The organism is Paenibacillus agricola, assembly GCF_011440305.1.
GTDB lineage: Bacteria > Bacillota > Bacilli > Paenibacillales > NBRC-103111 > Paenibacillus_S > Paenibacillus_S agricola.
Genome location: NZ_JAAOIW010000004.1, coordinates 545,840 through 562,541 on the forward strand (window position 1 = coordinate 545,840; position 16,702 = coordinate 562,541).

Annotated in this window: 16 protein-coding genes; all 16 read right to left on the reverse strand. The window is 48.1% G+C overall.

Features of this window, described 5'->3' with window-relative positions:
• Positions 1–55: 55 nt before the first annotated feature.
• Positions 56–550 (reverse strand): sigma-70 family RNA polymerase sigma factor, encoded by a 495-nt coding sequence (locus tag G9U52_RS14000; RefSeq protein WP_166150781.1) that lies wholly within the window; start codon positions 548–550, stop codon positions 56–58.
• A 235-nt stretch (positions 551–785) separates the two neighbouring features.
• Complete coding sequence (locus G9U52_RS14005) at positions 786–1,376, reverse strand: nitroreductase family protein (protein WP_166150783.1); 591 nt, start codon at positions 1,374–1,376, stop codon at positions 786–788.
• A 51-nt stretch (positions 1,377–1,427) separates the two neighbouring features.
• Complete coding sequence (locus tag G9U52_RS14010) at positions 1,428–2,801, reverse strand: class I SAM-dependent rRNA methyltransferase (protein ID WP_166150435.1); 1,374 nt, start codon at positions 2,799–2,801, stop codon at positions 1,428–1,430.
• Between the two features lie 62 nt (positions 2,802–2,863).
• The gene (deoC, locus tag G9U52_RS14015) at positions 2,864–3,568 is read right to left on the reverse strand and encodes a deoxyribose-phosphate aldolase (protein WP_166150437.1); all 705 of its coding nucleotides are present in this window, start codon (positions 3,566–3,568) and stop codon (positions 2,864–2,866) included.
• A gap of 106 nt (positions 3,569–3,674) precedes the next feature.
• Entirely contained in the window at positions 3,675–5,009 is a 1,335-nt protein-coding gene (mtaB, locus tag G9U52_RS14020; RefSeq protein WP_166150439.1) for a tRNA (N(6)-L-threonylcarbamoyladenosine(37)-C(2))-methylthiotransferase MtaB, read from the reverse strand.
• 1 nt (position 5,010) lies between these two features.
• Positions 5,011–5,808 carry a 16S rRNA (uracil(1498)-N(3))-methyltransferase gene (locus G9U52_RS14025; protein WP_166150441.1) on the reverse strand — a complete coding sequence of 266 codons (798 nt, stop codon included), beginning with the start codon at positions 5,806–5,808 and terminating at the stop codon, positions 5,011–5,013.
• A gap of 143 nt (positions 5,809–5,951) precedes the next feature.
• Entirely contained in the window at positions 5,952–6,644 is a 693-nt protein-coding gene (locus tag G9U52_RS14030; RefSeq protein ID WP_166150443.1) for a site-2 protease family protein, read from the reverse strand.
• 9 nt (positions 6,645–6,653) lie between these two features.
• Positions 6,654–7,634, reverse strand: a complete 981-nt coding sequence (prmA, locus tag G9U52_RS14035) for a 50S ribosomal protein L11 methyltransferase (RefSeq protein ID WP_166150445.1) — start codon at positions 7,632–7,634, stop codon at positions 6,654–6,656.
• Between the two features lie 194 nt (positions 7,635–7,828).
• Positions 7,829–8,140, reverse strand: a complete 312-nt coding sequence (locus G9U52_RS14040; RefSeq protein WP_166150447.1) for a hypothetical protein — start codon at positions 8,138–8,140, stop codon at positions 7,829–7,831.
• Between the two features lie 102 nt (positions 8,141–8,242).
• Entirely contained in the window at positions 8,243–9,367 is a 1,125-nt protein-coding gene (dnaJ, locus tag G9U52_RS14045) for a molecular chaperone DnaJ (RefSeq protein WP_166150449.1), read from the reverse strand.
• Positions 9,368–9,458: 91 nt separating this feature from the next.
• On the reverse strand, positions 9,459–11,312 hold the full coding sequence (gene dnaK, locus G9U52_RS14050) for a molecular chaperone DnaK (protein ID WP_166150451.1): 1,854 nt from the start codon (positions 11,310–11,312) through the stop codon (positions 9,459–9,461).
• A gap of 79 nt (positions 11,313–11,391) precedes the next feature.
• A complete protein-coding gene (grpE, locus tag G9U52_RS14055) occupies positions 11,392–11,973 on the reverse strand; it encodes a nucleotide exchange factor GrpE (protein ID WP_166150453.1) in 582 nt (193 codons plus the stop codon).
• Between the two features lie 217 nt (positions 11,974–12,190).
• Positions 12,191–13,729, reverse strand: coding sequence for a TCP-1/cpn60 chaperonin family protein (locus G9U52_RS14060; protein WP_166150455.1), 1,539 nt, complete (start codon positions 13,727–13,729; stop codon positions 12,191–12,193).
• Positions 13,726–14,748: a heat-inducible transcriptional repressor HrcA gene (hrcA, locus tag G9U52_RS14065; protein WP_166150457.1), complete on the reverse strand. Its 1,023-nt coding sequence runs from the start codon at positions 14,746–14,748 to the stop codon at positions 13,726–13,728. The genes G9U52_RS14060 and hrcA overlap by 4 nt, the downstream gene beginning before the upstream one ends.
• 130 nt (positions 14,749–14,878) lie before the next feature.
• On the reverse strand, positions 14,879–15,340 hold the full coding sequence (locus tag G9U52_RS14070; protein ID WP_166150459.1) for an N-acetyltransferase: 462 nt from the start codon (positions 15,338–15,340) through the stop codon (positions 14,879–14,881).
• A gap of 81 nt (positions 15,341–15,421) precedes the next feature.
• Positions 15,422–16,585, reverse strand: coding sequence for a radical SAM family heme chaperone HemW (hemW, locus tag G9U52_RS14075; RefSeq protein WP_166150461.1), 1,164 nt, complete (start codon positions 16,583–16,585; stop codon positions 15,422–15,424).
• Between the last annotated feature and the right edge of the window lie 117 nt (positions 16,586–16,702).

The window sequence follows — 16,702 nt, forward strand, 5'->3', positions numbered from 1 at the left end:
AACTGCTTTTTGCCTATTAATTTCCCATACCGTACTCGTCGCTTCTGAATTTCAACTACGCTTGTGTCTGAGCCTCGGCGTGTCGCTTCAGCTTGGCAGTCGCCCGATGAAGCAACGTCCCTACAAGTGGCAGCTTCACTTGCAGCTGCTCCGCAATTTCAGCATAGCTATAACCCGAATATCGCAACATGAGCACCTTACGATCACGCTCTGGGAGCTGCTCCAGCCAATCGCGCACTTCCTCTTGATCCAGCTGGCGCATGACCTCCTGCTCATTCGATATGCCCACTTGCTCGGATATTTGCATAAATTGCTCTTGCTTTTCTTGAAGCTTTCGTTCTCTGGTTTGTTTATTCAGATGATCGTAAGCAATACGTGTAAGCACACGATGTAGCCATGCCCCAACCACCTTGGGCTCTTCGGGCGGATTGCGGTAAAGCCGCAAAAACACTTCCTGGGCCAGATCCTCCGCAATCGCTTCGTCACGTACTAAAGCAATTAGCTTTCGACGTACCGATGGATAATGTGTATAGAAAACGTCTTTATACATATCTGTTATAGGATGTTCCAATCGATTATTCTCCTTTCAGCTGCAGCTATATATAAGACAAGGTTCAACCTTATAATGTATCAAAGCCGCATAAAATAAATAAAAAAAACCTAACGCCAAATAAGCCCCTGTCAAGATAAGGAGCTTTGGCTTATATAATGGCATTTTGATTTTTTAATCGAGTTACGCTTATTTAATGGCAATTTCCTTCATGCTAATGCTTCATCCCAGCAGGCTATTCCGTCAACCAAACTGTCTTGGCGGCATAATCCTGCCGCTTGCCCACGGGCAGCGGCATATCCGGATAGCCGATATAAATAAGCGCTACCAGCTGCTCCGCTTCAGACAAGCCAAACGCTTGATTCATACGCTCATGGTACATCGGGTCACCTGAGCGCCAGATCGCACCCAGCCCCATGGCATGGGCAGCCAACAGCATATTCTGTGCTGCCGAGTGCGCCGCAGCAAACTCCTCTTGCCTGTTCACATGCGGAGAAGCGGAGGGCGATACCGCAATCCCGATCACTAGCGGAGCACGGTAAGCCTTGGCTTTCACTTTATTGCCAATAGCCTCCGCTTCCTCAGGAGCCAGAGCCTGAACGCCCTGTGCGGTCTGGGCCGCCTCTACCGTGATATCCGCATAAGCCTGCCCAAGCACAGCCCTGCCTTCGCCCGTCATTACAAAAAAACGCCAAGGCTCTGTCATGTGATGACTTGGCGCCCATGCCGCCGCTTCGAGTAGAAGGTCAATCTGGTCTCTTGCTATCGGGTCCTGCTTAACGCGCCCTATAGTTCGCCGTCCGCGGATCGCTTCCCATATACTCATCTTAGCATCTTCGGATTCGTTCATATTCCCACAATCCCTCCATAAGCATATTTATCTACTCCGAACCTCGAAAATAGCGAATTTCAAATAATTGCCCTCATCCACACCAAGAATCCTGGGGTGATCCTTGCCAGCTGCCCGAAACTCGACCAGTCTTAATATTTTCTTGGCATCAACCGCTGCGGCATGAACGGTTTCAAGGAATAATTCAGGCTTCATGTGGTAAGAGCAGCTGGCAGTAACTAAATAACCACCCTCATTAACCAGCTTCATGCCGTGCAAATTAATATCCTTATATCCTCTGCAAGCCCCCTCGACAGCACTTTTCGTCTTAGCAAACGCCGGAGGGTCCAAAATAACGACATCCCATGTGCGGCTGGTCGATGTTAACGGCTGTGAGGTATCCAGCTTTTTACGGTCGACCTGCGCTCTTTGCTTTCGCTCGTCCAAGCCTTTGGACTGGGAACGCAAATACTCGAAGGCGTCTGCTACGATAAATTCTACACGATCCTCGAACCCATTTAGCTGCACATTACTTCTTGCGCTTTCAATCGCATGCTCAGAAATATCTAGGCAAGTTACTTTTTTAGCACCAAATTTGCAGGCATTTAACGTGAAGCTGCCCGTGTGGGAAAAGCATTCCAGTACATTCGCACCATCCCATAAAGGAAAGGTGACAGCCTTGCCGTTAGCATTAACGGGCGTTTTCACCAAAGCTTCAGAACCATCCCCTGCAGGAAGCTCCTTCATTTCAATCCCGCTGCGTTTGCCCCAGCCCAGCATCAAAGGCTCTATAGCCGCACGGTTTTCCCGCTGGTCAAAGAAATATCCAGTTTTTTGGCCCTCCAAAATATCGATATCCATCTTCAAGCCATTCTCGACAATGCGCACATGGCGCGGACACTCGCCATACAGAAGCCCTTTTACTTGCTGCAAGCCTTCCAGCTCGCGCACCGAAACATCGCTCCTTTCGTAAATGCCGGCTGGCTGCATGACTTCGACCAAGGCAGATACGATAGCGTCACGAACAGCGTCTATACCAAGCGTAAGCAGCTGCAAAACCAGCACATCCTCAAAGCGGTCCACGATTAGCCCTGGTAGCATATCCGCTTCCCCATAAACAAGCCTATAAGACCTTGCTCCGGGTATAAACCGCTCCCGATGGTCCAGACAGCGCCGGAACCGCTCCACGAAAAAAGCATGCGACATTTCCTCCAACGGCTCATAGGAAACAATACGCACAATAATTTGCGAAGCTGGATTATAATAACCCGTTGCCAAGTATTGGCCCACATGGGTATGTACAGCAAGCAATTGTCCAGCGACAGGATCGCCCTCGGTCTTGCCCACTTCGGATTGGTAAACCCACGGATGCCCCGCTTCAAGCCGTTTCTTGCGATTTTTATCTAAATATATAGCAGCCAATTCAGAACCTCCTATCCATTAGTTATAACATAAGTATCATTTCATCTTGATAAGAATAAGCCTTAATAAGCCGAGGAGCTGGAGGTTCCTTTCATAATCGAAACACCCGAGCTCGTACCCAAGCGGGTCGCGCCAGCTTCAATCATCAATAGAGCAGTTTCCAAATCACGGACGGCACCAGAAGCCTTTACCCCCATCGAAGTGGCAACATTCGCACGCATTAATCGGATATCCGCAACAGCAGCTCCTGCAGCACCAAAACCCGTCGATGTTTTCACATAGTGGGCACCTGCTTCTTCCGAAAGCCGGCAAGCGGCAATTTTTTGCTCCTCATTTAAATAGCAGGTTTCAAAAATAACCTTGACGATGGCCTGGCCCTCAACCGCTTTAACCACACCCCGAATATCCTCGCGTACAGCATCATAATTACCATCTAGCAGCAATCCAACCTGCAGCACCATATCGATTTCGGCAGCCCCAGCCTCTACAGCATTCGCTGCTTCGTAGGCTTTAACTGAGCTGGAGCTAGCCCCTAATGGAAAGCCACATACCACGCTAATACGCACGTCACTCCCGGTCAATATCTTTTTGCAAAAAGGTACCCAAACCCCGTTAACACAAACACTATAAAAGCCATACTCCATCGCTTCCTCACAAAGCTTTTGCACCGCAGCAGACGTGGCTTCAGCCTTTAACAGAGTATGGTCGATATAGCTCGGAAGTTCGCTTGGATCCAATATTAAACCTGGTTGGGCTTCATTACTCATGGACTCCACCTCTTATCATAAAATTATTAGCGCTTGGCTATTCTGCTTTCTTAAGAAAAAAGAAAGATCCCACTCTTACAGAATGAAATCTCTCTTCATTAAAACTTTAAACGATGGCATGCACGATTTCCGGTATATGTACCCGTTCACCGCGGCATTCATTCACTCCGGCTTCCACAATCTTCACTTGGCAAATTGTACCGATACTATCCTTGCTGCCTTCAAACACAACCTGCAAATAATTATCGGAGTACCCCATAACGATATTATCCGACCTGCCCTTATTACCATTCTCTGGGATAACCTCAAGCACTTCACCAACATACTTCTGGGCATACGTTAGCTGCATCCGCTCGGATAAGTCGATTAGCTCATGCACGCGTGCATTTTTCACTTCATCGTCTACCTGGTCATCCATACGTGCAGCAGGAGTGCCGGTCCTTTGTGAATAAGGGAATACATGCATTTCGGAAAATTGCATCTCTTCCATAAAACGTTTGCCATTCATAAACATTTCATCGGTCTCGCCGGGAAATCCAACAATAACATCGGTTGTGATCGCAACTCCAGGCATGATTCGATGGATTTGCTTGATCTTCTCCCTGAATTCAGCAGTTGTATATTTGCGGCGCATTCTGGCCAGTACTTGGTCATCGCCCGATTGCAAAGGAATGTGCAAATGACGGCACATTTTGTCGGATTTGCGCAGCACCTCCAGCACTTCATCCGTAATCTGGCTTGCTTCAATCGAGGAGATGCGGATACGCTTCAGCCCTTGAACCTTATCTAAATCCCATAGCAGCTTGGCCAGGCTGTAGTTCTCAATATCCTCGCCATAGCCGCCGGTATGGATACCTGTCAATACAATTTCCTGGTAACCAGCGTCGACCAGCATCCGTGCCTGCTTGATGACACTTTGCGGTTCCCGGCTGCGCATCAAACCACGCGACCAAGGAATAATGCAGAAGGTACAAAAGTTGTTGCAGCCTTCCTGGATTTTCAAAAAAGCCCTGGTGTGGTCGGCAAAATCAGGAACGTCCAGCTCTTCAAACTGGCGTGTTCTCATAATATTGCGCACCGCATTAATCGGCTGTCGATCCTGCACAAGCTGATTCACATAAGGAATCATTTTATCGCGATCCTGTGTGCCAATAACCAAATCGACACCGGGAATTGCCATAATTTCCGCCGGCGACGTTTGCGCATAGCAGCCAGTCACGGCAACAATGGCTTCCGGGTTACGGCGGACCGCACGGCGGATCATTTGTCTGCTCTTCTTGTCACCCGTATTCGTAACCGTACAGGTATTAATTACATAAATGTCAGCGGAAGCTTCAAAATCTATCTGCTCATAGCCTTCGTTTTTAAAAAGCTGCCAGATGGCTTCCGTATCATAGAAATTCACTTTACAACCTAAGGTATGAAACGCTACTGTAGGCATCTCAGCTTCCTCCCATCTCGCCAGATTCATATAAAATACAGGTCAAGCCCACCATGGCTGCCGTTTCTGTGCGCAAAATGCGTTTGCCTAGGCTCACAGACCGACAACCCGCCGCTTCCGCCGCTTCGACCTCGCGCTCGCTAAAGCCGCCTTCAGGTCCCACAATAAGCAGCAGCTTGGCTCTTCTATTCGATTGAAGCTCAGCATCAGCTGCTGTCAACTTGCCTCTAAAGGAAGCTAAAGCCGACTGAATTTCCTGTTTCAGCGTCAAGCCATTTTCTTTCTCATAGCATATCCAAGCTGCATCAGCCCCAACTGCCACTTGCAGCAGCGCTTTCCAGGACAAGGGCATCTCCACCGCTGGAACCCGATTGCGATGGGCTTGCTCCGCCGCTTCCTTGGCGATTTTTTGCCAGCGCTCGATTTTTTTGCCTTCTTTTTTGGCGTCAAGCTGAACGACCGTCCGCTCCGAAGCAAAGGGAATAAACCGATCGGCTCCAATCTCCGTACCTTTTTGAATGACGATTTCCATTTTGTCGCCCTTGGGCAAGCTCTGGGCAATCCACACCTCTACCTTAGGCTCATTGTTCATAGGTAAGCTTTCGACAATATCCGCCATTACGAGATCTTTATCTAACGTGCGAATCCGAACCAGTGCCTCGCGGCTTATTCCGTCACTGACGATCACTTGATCGCCCTCCTTGGCACGCATCACACGAACCAAGTGGTGGGCATCATCATCGGCAATCGTAACGGCTGCTTCTGTAAATTGCTCCGGTGCAATAAAATAACGCTGCATATGCTTCTCTACTTTCTAGAATGACAAAATATCAACCTACATCATACTATGATTAGCTATAAAAATCTACTTATCCATCCAGCCAAAATCAAGCCAAAGTTATCAATCACATTATGCCCAGATCTCAAGTTCGCTTCTCGCTTCTACATACGTATAATAGAGCTATCAAAAAACTGTAACGCAATAGCATTAAAAAAAGCAAATATCGGTCCTTGTAAAGAAAAAATCGGGTCTATCGTAACTGCTCGGATCGGTGGGATGAAAAACATAAGCAATACTGCAAAAAACAACCACTGCTGGTAGCTTCTTAGCTTCTCCGCCCAAGGTCTTGGCAATAAATCCTCAAGAATTCGATAGCCGTCAAGCGGTGGAAATGGAATTAAATTTAGAATGAACAGGAAAATATTTTGCGTAATCATCAGTTGGAAAAATAGTTTAACCGCACTTTGGACACCAAACGACATCCCATCCAATACCTGGTACTGAAGCAGCGCATAAAATACGAGCAAGCTAATAAAGCCCAATATCAAGTTGCTGAGCGGTCCCACAAACGAAACGATAATTCCCATAATCCTTGGGCTTTTGAAATTAGCGCGGTTTACCAATACAGGCTTCGCCCAACCAATCCCAATGACCAGAAAAAAGATCATCCCCAGCCAATCGATATGCGATCTCGGATTTAAGGTAAGTCTCCCCATCGAACGAGGTGTATTGTCTCCGAATTTGTTAGCAAAAAAGGCATGGGCAAATTCATGGATCGTAAAACCGATTAATAAAACTACAAAAACAAAAGGCAACTCTTCCACTTTATAAGCTAAAAATGAGCCGAAATCCATTTCAACCACCTACAGCTTTCTGGCTATTATGACGACCCAAGCTTGATCCTCATACCGTTCTACCACGGTAAAGCCGACAGCTGTAAGTCCTTGTTCCACAAGCTCACCCTTGCTGCTGATAACGCCAGAAACCACATAGGCGCCACCTGTTTCCAATACATCATAAACTTCCTGCACAAACAGGAGAATAATTTCGGCTAAAATGTTGGCGACCACAACCTGTACGGGCAATCTTACGTTTAAGGCTGTAGAACCGGTGCCAGCTTCTGCAACACCTTCTTGAAGCACCTGTAATAAATCGCTTTGTTTGATAGTAATGGATTCACTAAGCCCATTAAGCACTGTATTCTCATTTGCACTATCTACAGCTACTGGATCCAAATCCAAAGCAAGCACGTGGCGGGCACCAAGCTTGGCTGCTGCGATCGCCAATATGCCCGAGCCTGTCCCTACATCAATCACATCGTCTCCTGCTTGAATAACGGTTTCCAAGGCTTGCAAGCACAGCGAGGTTGTGGCATGCGTTCCGGTTCCAAAAGCCATGCCAGGATCCAGCTCAATGATCAGCTCACCCGGTGAAGCGGTGTAGTCCTCCCAGGTCGGCTTAATGGTCAGACGTTCGGATATACGCACCGGTTTAAAATACTGCTTCCAGGCATCCGCCCAATCCTCGTCATCCACTTCCTTTAGCTCAAAGGTTGGACTGCCGGTTTCCACGTATTCGCTTAACTCAAGCACCGACTCCTTCAGCTTGTCCATAATGTCGACCATATCGACATCCTTGGAAAAATAGCCTTGAATGACGGCGCGGCCTTCAGGTATATCATTGAGAGGACGATCGTATAGTTCTCCAAACGTCGTGTCTCGCTCCTTGTTTAACGTACCCGATTCTTCAATCGATACGCCACCGGCTCCCAGCTCGTGTATAAAATTCGAAATCATTTCAATTGCTTCCTCGGTTGTATGAACCGTCACTTCATGCCAGCGCATGTTTCAAATCCTCCCTAGAGTTTTGCGTAGCAAAACTTTCTTCGTAAGCGTTACTGAGTTTTGCGTAGATTCTTCGTAAGCGTTAGCGTTTCGCATAGCAAAGCTTTTTTCTACCAAATGCACATTGTTCCCAGTATACAACACTTCGGCACAACAAAAAAGCTTCCTTAATAGGAAGCCGCTTGTGGAGAAACTTATACAACCCCGCCACCTTCGCGAATAACACGCAGCGCCTGCTCGTAGGTGCTTTCATTTATGACAGCCTTTAACAAGGAACTGTTACCCTGTCCCTCATCATAGGGGCCACTGGTTAGTTCGCTTGAATGGAAAGCAGCGCCATAGGCATTGGACAATGCCGAAAGCGTCGGATCTGCTCCCGCTATACCTTCGAGCGAATCTACCCGATCGATCTGCACATCCAGTGCTCTTAATGCTTTTAGCTTAGCCTCCACGCTTTGGGCTGCTGTTTGAGATTGAAAATAGGCCTGTATGGGCAGCTGATTCATATGCATGACTCCTTCCCTATCTTAATAAGTAGGGTTTGCATTAAACGAATAAATATACAAAAAAACACATCCGCTGACCAGCAGCCTGATGTGCTTATGGTATTATTCACCTAAAATGGCTTTTTTCACCTTTTCAAAAAAAGATTGGTTCTGCTCATGCGTATGCTCGCCGCTTTGCCTTGAAAATTCGCGCAGCAGTTCTCTTTGCTCATCGTTTAAGCTGGTGGGCGTGACGATAATGACTTTAACATGCTGGTCCCCTTGGCCATAGCCACGCAAGCGGGGAACACCTTTACCTTTTAAACGGAAATAAGTGTCGGTTTGGGTACCAGCCGGAATTTTCAGCTTCACCTTTTCGGTTAACGTCGGAATCTCGATTTCATCCCCGAGCGCAGCCTGAGTGAACGTAAGGGGAATTTCACAATAAATATCATCGTTTTCGCGTTCAAAAAACTCATGGGGCTTCACGCGAATAACTACATAAAGATCGCCCGCCGGACCTCCCTTGGAGCCTCCTTCACCTTCACCGGTTACGCGCAATTGTGCGCCGTCATCGACTCCAGCAGGAATGTTCAAATGGATCGTGCGTTGCTTTTTCACTTTCCCTGCGCCGTGGCAGGTGCCGCATTTTTCCTTGATCAACACACCTTGGCCATTACAAGACGAACATACACGGCGGTTGACAATCCGCCCAAATGCGGTGTTTTGCACAACCTCCTGCTGGCCGCTGCCTTTACAAGTCGAGCAGGTTTCCGGCTTTGTTCCCGGCTTTGCCCCGTTGCCATGGCAAGTGTCACAGGTTTCCGTACGTGGAATTTGGATATCTAATTCCTTGCCGAATACGGCTTCCTTGAACTCGATGGTCATCGTATATTGCAAATCATTGCCACGTTGCGGTGCATTCGGATTACGCCGCTGCCCGCCGCCTTGGCCACCGAAAAACATGTCGAATAGATCGCCAAATCCACCAGCACCCCCAAAATCAGCACCGCCGCCCATCCCTTGATTAGGGTCAACATGGCCGAATCGGTCGTATTGCGCTTTTTTCTGGTCATCGCCTAGAACATCATAGGCTTCTTTGGCTTCTTTGAATTTGGTGCCCGCATCTTCGGCTTTATTAACATCCGGATGATATTGGCGTGCCATTGTTCGATATGCTTTTTTGATTTCATCTGGAGATGCATTTTTACTAAGTCCCAGCACCTCGTAATAATCGCGTTTGCTCATCGTTCCACTCCCATTCTTCTGACCACAAACGGAAAGTCAAAGCCCGTAAACGGCTTTGACTTCTTCCTGCCTATGTTTTTCCTACGCTTGCTTAAGATTTTTTGTCCTCGTCAACAACCTCATAATCAGCGTCTACCACATTGTCTTTTTTCGTTGTATCAACGCCGCCATCGGCTCCTTGTGCTCCTGCTTCGCCAGCTTGCTCCTGTTGGGCAGCTTGCTCATACAACTTCACAGAAAGCTGTTGGACGATTTCAGTCAATTCCTCGGTTGCTGCTTTGATTTCTTCAAGGCTATCGCCTTCCAGCGTTTTCTTGACTTTTTCCTTGGCTTCATTCGCCTTGTCGATTTCAGCTTGGTCTACTTTATCGCCAAGGTCCTTAATCGTTTTGTCAACGGAATAAACCAATTGGTCTGCTGTATTGCGTGCTTCCACTAGCTCTTTGCGCTTACGGTCTTCATCCGCATTCGCTTCGGCATCCTTCATCATGCGGTCAACTTCCTCATCGGACAAGCCGCTTGAAGACGTGATCGTAATTTTGTGGCTTTTGCCTGTGCCTTTATCGGTAGCATTAACATTAACAATACCATTAGAGTCAATGTCAAAAGTAACTTCGATTTGTGGGATCCCACGTGGTGCTGGAGGAATATCACCCAACATAAAGCGGCCTAGAGTTTTATTATCATTAGCCATCGCGCGTTCACCTTGCAATACGTGAATTTCCACGCTTGGTTGATTGTCGGCATAGGTTGTGTAAGTTTGTGATTTTGTAGTTGGGATCGTTGTATTACGGTCAATCATCTTCGTAAATACGCCACCAGCTGTTTCAATACCCAAGGAAAGTGGAGTTACATCCAGCAATACGATGTCTTTCACATCACCTGTTAATACACCGGCTTGGATAGCAGCACCAAGAGCAACAACCTCATCGGGGTTAACACCCTTGGATGGCTCTTTGCCGATTAAACGTTTAACGGCTTCTTGAACCGCAGGAATCCGTGTGGAGCCTCCAACCAGAACAACCTTATCGATTTGGTTAGCTGTCAAACCAGCATCTTTTAATGCTTGGCGAGTAGGTCCCATCGTTCTTTCAACAAGTGCGTTGGTGATTTCGTCAAATTTAGCACGAGTCAGGTTGATCTCCAAATGCTGGGGAACGCCGTCAACGACTGTAATAAATGGAAGGGAAACCGTTGTTGTTAATACGCCGGAAAGCTCTTTCTTTGCTTTCTCTGCAGCATCCTTCAAACGTTGTACAGCCGCTTTGTCTTTGCTCAGATCCAAGCTATGCTCTTTCTTGAACTCATTAACCAAATAATTAATAACCAATTGGTCAAAGTCATCGCCGCCCAGACGGTTATCACCACTCGTTGCTTTAACTTCAAATACGCCATCGCCCAGTTCAAGGATGGATACGTCAAAAGTACCGCCGCCCAAGTCATAAACAAGAATTGTATGATCCTCGGATTTTTCAATGCCGTAAGCCAGTGCAGAAGCGGTTGGCTCGTTAACAATACGCAATACTTCAAGACCGGCGATTTTACCAGCATCCTTGGTAGCTTGACGTTGGCTATCGCTGAAATAAGCAGGAACGGTAATAACCGCTTGGGTTACTGTCCCACCTAGGTAGGCTTCAGCATCGGCTTTTAGCTTTTGCAAAATAATCGCAGAAATTTCTTGTGGTGTGTAGTCCACGCCATCAATGGTTTCCTTATGGTTTGTGCCGATATGGCGTTTGATCGAGCTAATGGTGCGGTCAGGATTCGTAATGGCTTGGCGCTTGGCTGTTTCTCCGACGATCCGCTCGCCATCTTTCTTAAAGCCTACTACGGATGGGGTAGTACGATTACCTTCTGCGTTAGGGATAACAACGGCTTCGCCGCCTTCCATTACCGCTACGCAAGAGTTGGTAGTTCCTAAGTCAATACCGATTACTTTACTCATGTGAATGATCCTCCTAAAAGTTTGTTTAAGTATAAAATCAAGACCCGTATCCACAGGTGCTTAACTAGTCTAACGAATATTATGAGCTTACTTGAACCATTGCAGGGCGCAGCACCCGGTCTTTAAGTAAATAGCCTTTTTGGATTTCACTTACAACGATACCCTCTTCATACTCTTCGGATTCAACCTGCATGATCGCCTGGTGGAACTCTGGATTGAACGGCTTGCCTATTGTATCCATTGGTTTCAAGCCTTCACTACCCAAGGTTTGCTCCAATTGGCGGTATATCATTTCTACACCCTTCAGTAACGCTTCATAATCATTGCCTTCTTTGCCTGCAGCCAAAGCACGCTCCAGGTTATCGATAACCGGTAAAAGCTGCTCAATTACTTTCAAAGAAGCATACTTCGCAAATTCTTCTTTCTCTTGGCGAGTTCTTCTTCTAAAATTGTCAAAATCAGCTTGCGTCCGCAAGGAACGCTGAAAATTTTCTTCTGATTGCTGGCGCAATTCCTTAAGCTCCAGTCCAGATAAATCAGCATTCTCCGTTTCAACGGTACCCGTTGCTTCAGAAGCTTCCACTGTTTCTTCGGTATAGTTAGCATCCGCCTGCTCAGCATCCGCGTTACCTTCAAATTGATTCTTTGATTCCGTACTCAATGTCTGTCACCTCCTTAAAGTTTTCGTGGAAACCTACTTCATAAGCATCCCCTGAGTTTTCGCAGAAAACTTACTTCGTAAGCACCCACCTATAACCAGTCTTTATTATTACCTATTTTAACTAAGGCGGCAAGATGTAAGCAAATTTCTTGCTTCACGAGTCCTGCCATCTTTCTGTCAGCTGCTCATCTGTTTCTTGTCACTGTACAATGTTGAATTACTCCTCAAGCCGTGGCTTCATCTTGATCACCGTATGGATGCGCAGAATTGCAGCCGCCACTTCTCCAGCCGCATGCAGGGCATGCAGCTTTACATTCGCAGGATCGACAATGCCATGCTCCAGCATGTTAATCACCTGACCATTGTCACAATTCACACCGAGCACATCGGAGCCAGCAGCAATCTGTGCTGCCTTGACCTCCTCAACCTTCTCCAGCGGGTTGTAGCCCGCGTTGACGACGATCTGCGCTAGCGGTTTGCGCAGCGCTTGGGCAACGGCGGCGATGCCGAAGCCCTCCATGCCCTGGACCGTCTCTCGGAGACGGTCCAGCTCGTAGGCGGCAGCCATCTCCGCCGCGCCGCCGCCAGGCAGAAACCCGCCGCGCAGCGCAGCTTGCATCGCGGCGGCGGCGTCCTTGGCGATGCGCAGCCGCTCGCCGACGACCTCGCTCGTGCTGGCACCGACGACAATCGTCACCTGCGTCTGCCCTCTACCTTCGGAGAGGCGGACGCATTCGAGACGCTCGTCGTACGACACGCGCCCGGCGAAGCCGAGATAGCCTGCCAGCTCCGCAGCAGGCTTGTGTAGCCCGCTGCGGCGGATCGGCCGCGCGCCGAGGTATTCGCACACGCGCCGAAGCTCGTGCTGCGGAACACGCTGCACGACCATGATGCCATGGTCGGTGCAGAACTGCTCCGCATCCGCGTTGACACCGCGGTCCGCGAGAATAAGCCCTACCTCCAGCTCGACAAGCTTGTCGAGCGAATGGCGGAATTGCTCCTTCAGCTGCATCTGCTTCTGGAAGCCCGCTTCCGTCATCAGCGCTTCCTCATCGATGGTTTCCGGCTCAAAGGCATCTTGGAAGATCAATACCGACGCGGCAGCCGTTCTAAAATGCAGCTGCGTATTTACCGGCTTCTTCTGAATCAGCAGCCCCGGCCAAACCTCGCTAACCGCCCGCTTGTGCGAGATCACGGTATCCGCGAAGCGAAAGGTCTCATCCTGGAGCTTGTCAATGCCTAATTGGTGGGCACCGTCAAGAATCAATTGCGCCAAATCCGCATGCTCCCGTCCGGCAATAAAGCCGATTCGGTATAATAACGGATCGTGAAGCCCCTCTATGCGGCGGCTGCGCTTGGTGAGCGAATCCAAGGCAGCGGCTACTCCCTCTTGGATGCCCTTGACAACCTTGGCAACCGGCACCCCGCGTGTGACTTGCGCGACGCCCTCAGCTACGATAGCTCCCGCCAGCACAGTTGCCGTTGTTGTCCCATCACCCACCTGCTCCTGTTGGGAGCGGGCAACCTGGATCAGCAGCCGAGCGGCTGGGTGGGTGACATCCATTTTTTCCAAAATGGTCACACCGTCATTCGTAATAATAACCTCACCTTGTGTGCCAACAAGCATCGTATCCAGTCCCTTGGGACCAAGCGTGCCCTCAACTGCGGAGCATATCGCCCTAATCGCGCCTGCATTGTTGAGCAGCGTTGTATACGTCCCATCGCCCTCTTCAGATAATGGCTTCATCGGGTTCATTTATACCATCGCTCCAGCACCAACGTCATATCCTTCGATAAGTGGTCAAGCAGGTTCATTACCTTGCCATAATCCATACGTGTTGGCCCTAGTATACCTATCGTTCCCAAATGCTTGCCTTCCATCGAGTAGGAGGCGGTAATCAAGCTGCAATCATTAATCGCGGCTACCGTGTTCTCGCTGCCGATTCGTACCTGGATGCCTGAGGCCGTACCTGTGAACAGCTTCACCAACGCTGGTGTTTCCGCCAACAAATCAAGAATATTTTTCACTTTCTCCATATCGCGAAACTCTGGCTGGTTCAGCATATTAGTCGTCCCGCCAAGAAAAATCCGGTCTTCCTCGCCTTGATCAATAACCCCATTCAGCATGGTAAGCAGCTCTTCATAGCCGGATACAAAGCTGCGCATTTCTTCGCCAATTTCGGTAAATAGCTTTGACTTAAATTGGATCAAAGGTACATTTTTCAAGCGGTCATTGAGCAGGTTAACGAATTTTTCAATCTCGGACATGGGGATGCCTTCAGGGATCGTCACTGTTTTGTTTTCGACCTGCCCGGTATTTGTAACAATAATGGCAACAGCTGTCCGTTCATTTAGAGGCAATATTTGCAAATGGCGAAGTGTCGTATTGAACATTTCCGGACCCATCACAATGGATGTATAATTAGTAAGATTCGACAGCATCAGCGCTACGTGCTGAATGACCTGCTCCATCTCCTGCATTTTTTCGGCAAAAAACAGCTTCAGCACATCCACCTCTTGATTGGCAATACCATAAGCAACTAGGTGATCGACATAATAGCGATAGCCTTTATGAGAAGGAATACGTCCAGCTGATGTATGCGGCTGCTCCAGAAAGCCCATTTCCTCCAAGTCGGACATTTCATTACGTATAGTAGCAGGGCTGAATCCGACATTGCCTCGTTTGGAAATGCTTCGTGAGCCAACCGGCTCAGCTGAGCGGATATAATCATCTACGATGGCACTAAGTATTTGGCGTTGACGTTCCGTTAGCATATTCAACCCCCCGTTATGATAATAGTTCGTACATGTATGAATTAACGCTTCTGCTTGGAATGTTAGCACTCCAAAGTGTCGAGTGCTAATTCATAATACAAAAATAACAGACCCGGAGGTCTGTGTCAAGTCAACCCAGCCGCTTTAAAACGGCAATCTCATCACAGCAATGCTGCTTTTTGCAATGGATACAATCACGCCATACTTTCTCAGGAAAAATTTCTTTCTGGACAATCGTATACCCATTTCTTTCGAAGAAGGAAACCGCATAGGTCAAAGCCATAATCTTGGCGATTTTCTGCTTTCTCGCCTCTTCCTCCAGGAAGCTGACAAGTGCATTACCGATCCCCTGACCTTTATGGCCTTCGGTCACACCTAGCGAACGAATCTCTACCAGATCCTCTCCCAGCCTTGTTAAGGAGCCACAGCCAACTAATTGATCATCTATGAAAGCAACAGCAAACGTATCCAGCTGCTTGATTAAAACTTCCCTCGACCTTGGCAGCATGATGCCCTGCTCCGCATATCCTTGAATAATGTTAAATAAGATGTCTACGTCTTGTTCCGTTGCCCTTCTGCAAACAACTGCCATTATGAAAACCACCATTCGTAAAAAAAATTGTTATGAATAAATATACAACAAAACGTATAAATAATCCACTTACAAATTTCTTTATTCGGCAGTTATACTAATAAATTCTCCGAATACATCATTCCCCAGCAGGATTCCTTGCTCAGTTAAGCGATAGCCCTCGTCTGTTGCTTCCAGCAGCTTTTGACCTAATAGCTTGGTCAGCTGTCCGCTGAATATGGTATCCAGCTCCAAGCCAAATTGCCGTTTGAAATCGGTTCTCTTGACTCCTTGCAGCAACCGCAGCCCCACCATCATAAAATCCTCGATCGCTTCCTGCTCGCTGATTTCATTTTCTTCCAACAATGGGCGTCCCTTATACGTGGCATCAATATAAGCTTGGACACCTTTAATATTCACATGGCGTTTGCCATGCATGTAACCATGGGCGCCCGCGCCCAGCCCGTAGTAGCTGCGGTTCAGCCAATACATGCTGTTATGGCGGCTCTCTGCTCCCGGCTTAGCAAAGTTGCTAATCTCATATTGCCCATAACCTGCTGCCTGCAGCCTTTTCATAATAAGCAGGAACATATCCAGCTCATCATCCTCATCGGGCAGCGGCAGCAGGTTTTTTTGGTACAGGTTGTGGAACAATGTATTTTCTTCCACCTTCAAGCCATAAATCGAATAATGGGGCAGCTCAAGCTCAAGCGCCTTATCGATCGAATCCTTCATAGCGGCCATTGTCTGGTTGGGCAGCCCAAACATTAAATCTATCGACATATTGGAGAAGCCGACCTGTCGTGCATTCTCGATGCTGCGATATACATCGTCCGTATTATGGATCCGTCCAATCCCTTCAAGCAAGGCATTATCAAAGGATTGCACACCAAAGGATATTCGGTTTACACCGCCTTCCTTCATTGCTTGCAGCTTTTCTAGGTCCGTTGTCCCTGGATTGGCTTCCATCGTAAACTCCAGCTGAGCCGACTTATCAGGAAAATAGGTATGCACCCGCTTCAGGAAGCTTTCCATCTGGTCAGGCAGCAAGACGGTAGGCGTTCCCCCACCCACAAAAATCGTCTGGATCTGTCCGGGGGGCAGCAATCGCACGGTTTGCTCCATCTCACGCTCGAGCGCGTCGAGATAGTCCATCACGGGCTGGCCTTTTAATATATAGGAGTTAAAATCACAATAGTGGCATTTGTTCGTACAAAATGGAATGTGGATATATAAAGCCTCCGGTGTTTCTTGGCGCTGTATCATAGATGAACTCCTTTCCAAAAAACATAAGCGAGCTGTTGCGGACGCACGGACGCATGATGCCAAAAGCAGGTGCTTTAAAATAGCACCTGCCCTTTTTAAGTTTTTTTTAGCTTATCT

What these genes read in the sequence shown, in the direction of transcription:
- G9U52_RS14000 (WP_166150781.1), bottom strand. Translation starts at nt 550, where the DNA reads ATGTATAAAGACGTTTTCTATACACATTATCCATCGGTACGTCGAAAG.
- G9U52_RS14005 (WP_166150783.1), bottom strand. Translation starts at nt 1,376, where the DNA reads ATGAGTATATGGGAAGCGATCCGCGGACGGCGAACTATAGGGCGCGTT.
- deoC (WP_166150437.1), bottom strand. Translation starts at nt 3,568, where the DNA reads ATGAGTAATGAAGCCCAACCAGGTTTAATATTGGATCCAAGCGAACTT.
- mtaB (WP_166150439.1), bottom strand. Translation starts at nt 5,009, where the DNA reads ATGCCTACAGTAGCGTTTCATACCTTAGGTTGTAAAGTGAATTTCTAT.
- G9U52_RS14025 (WP_166150441.1), bottom strand. Translation starts at nt 5,808, where the DNA reads ATGCAGCGTTATTTTATTGCACCGGAGCAATTTACAGAAGCAGCCGTT.
- G9U52_RS14030 (WP_166150443.1), bottom strand. Translation starts at nt 6,644, where the DNA reads ATGGATTTCGGCTCATTTTTAGCTTATAAAGTGGAAGAGTTGCCTTTT.
- prmA (WP_166150445.1), bottom strand. Translation starts at nt 7,634, where the DNA reads ATGCGCTGGCATGAAGTGACGGTTCATACAACCGAGGAAGCAATTGAA.
- G9U52_RS14040 (WP_166150447.1), bottom strand. Translation starts at nt 8,140, where the DNA reads ATGAATCAGCTGCCCATACAGGCCTATTTTCAATCTCAAACAGCAGCC.
- dnaJ (WP_166150449.1), bottom strand. Translation starts at nt 9,367, where the DNA reads ATGAGCAAACGCGATTATTACGAGGTGCTGGGACTTAGTAAAAATGCA.
- dnaK (WP_166150451.1), bottom strand. Translation starts at nt 11,312, where the DNA reads ATGAGTAAAGTAATCGGTATTGACTTAGGAACTACCAACTCTTGCGTA.
- G9U52_RS14060 (WP_166150455.1), bottom strand. Translation starts at nt 13,729, where the DNA reads ATGAACCCGATGAAGCCATTATCTGAAGAGGGCGATGGGACGTATACA.
- hrcA (WP_166150457.1), bottom strand. Translation starts at nt 14,748, where the DNA reads ATGCTAACGGAACGTCAACGCCAAATACTTAGTGCCATCGTAGATGAT.
- G9U52_RS14070 (WP_166150459.1), bottom strand. Translation starts at nt 15,340, where the DNA reads ATGGCAGTTGTTTGCAGAAGGGCAACGGAACAAGACGTAGACATCTTA.
- hemW (WP_166150461.1), bottom strand. Translation starts at nt 16,585, where the DNA reads ATGATACAGCGCCAAGAAACACCGGAGGCTTTATATATCCACATTCCA.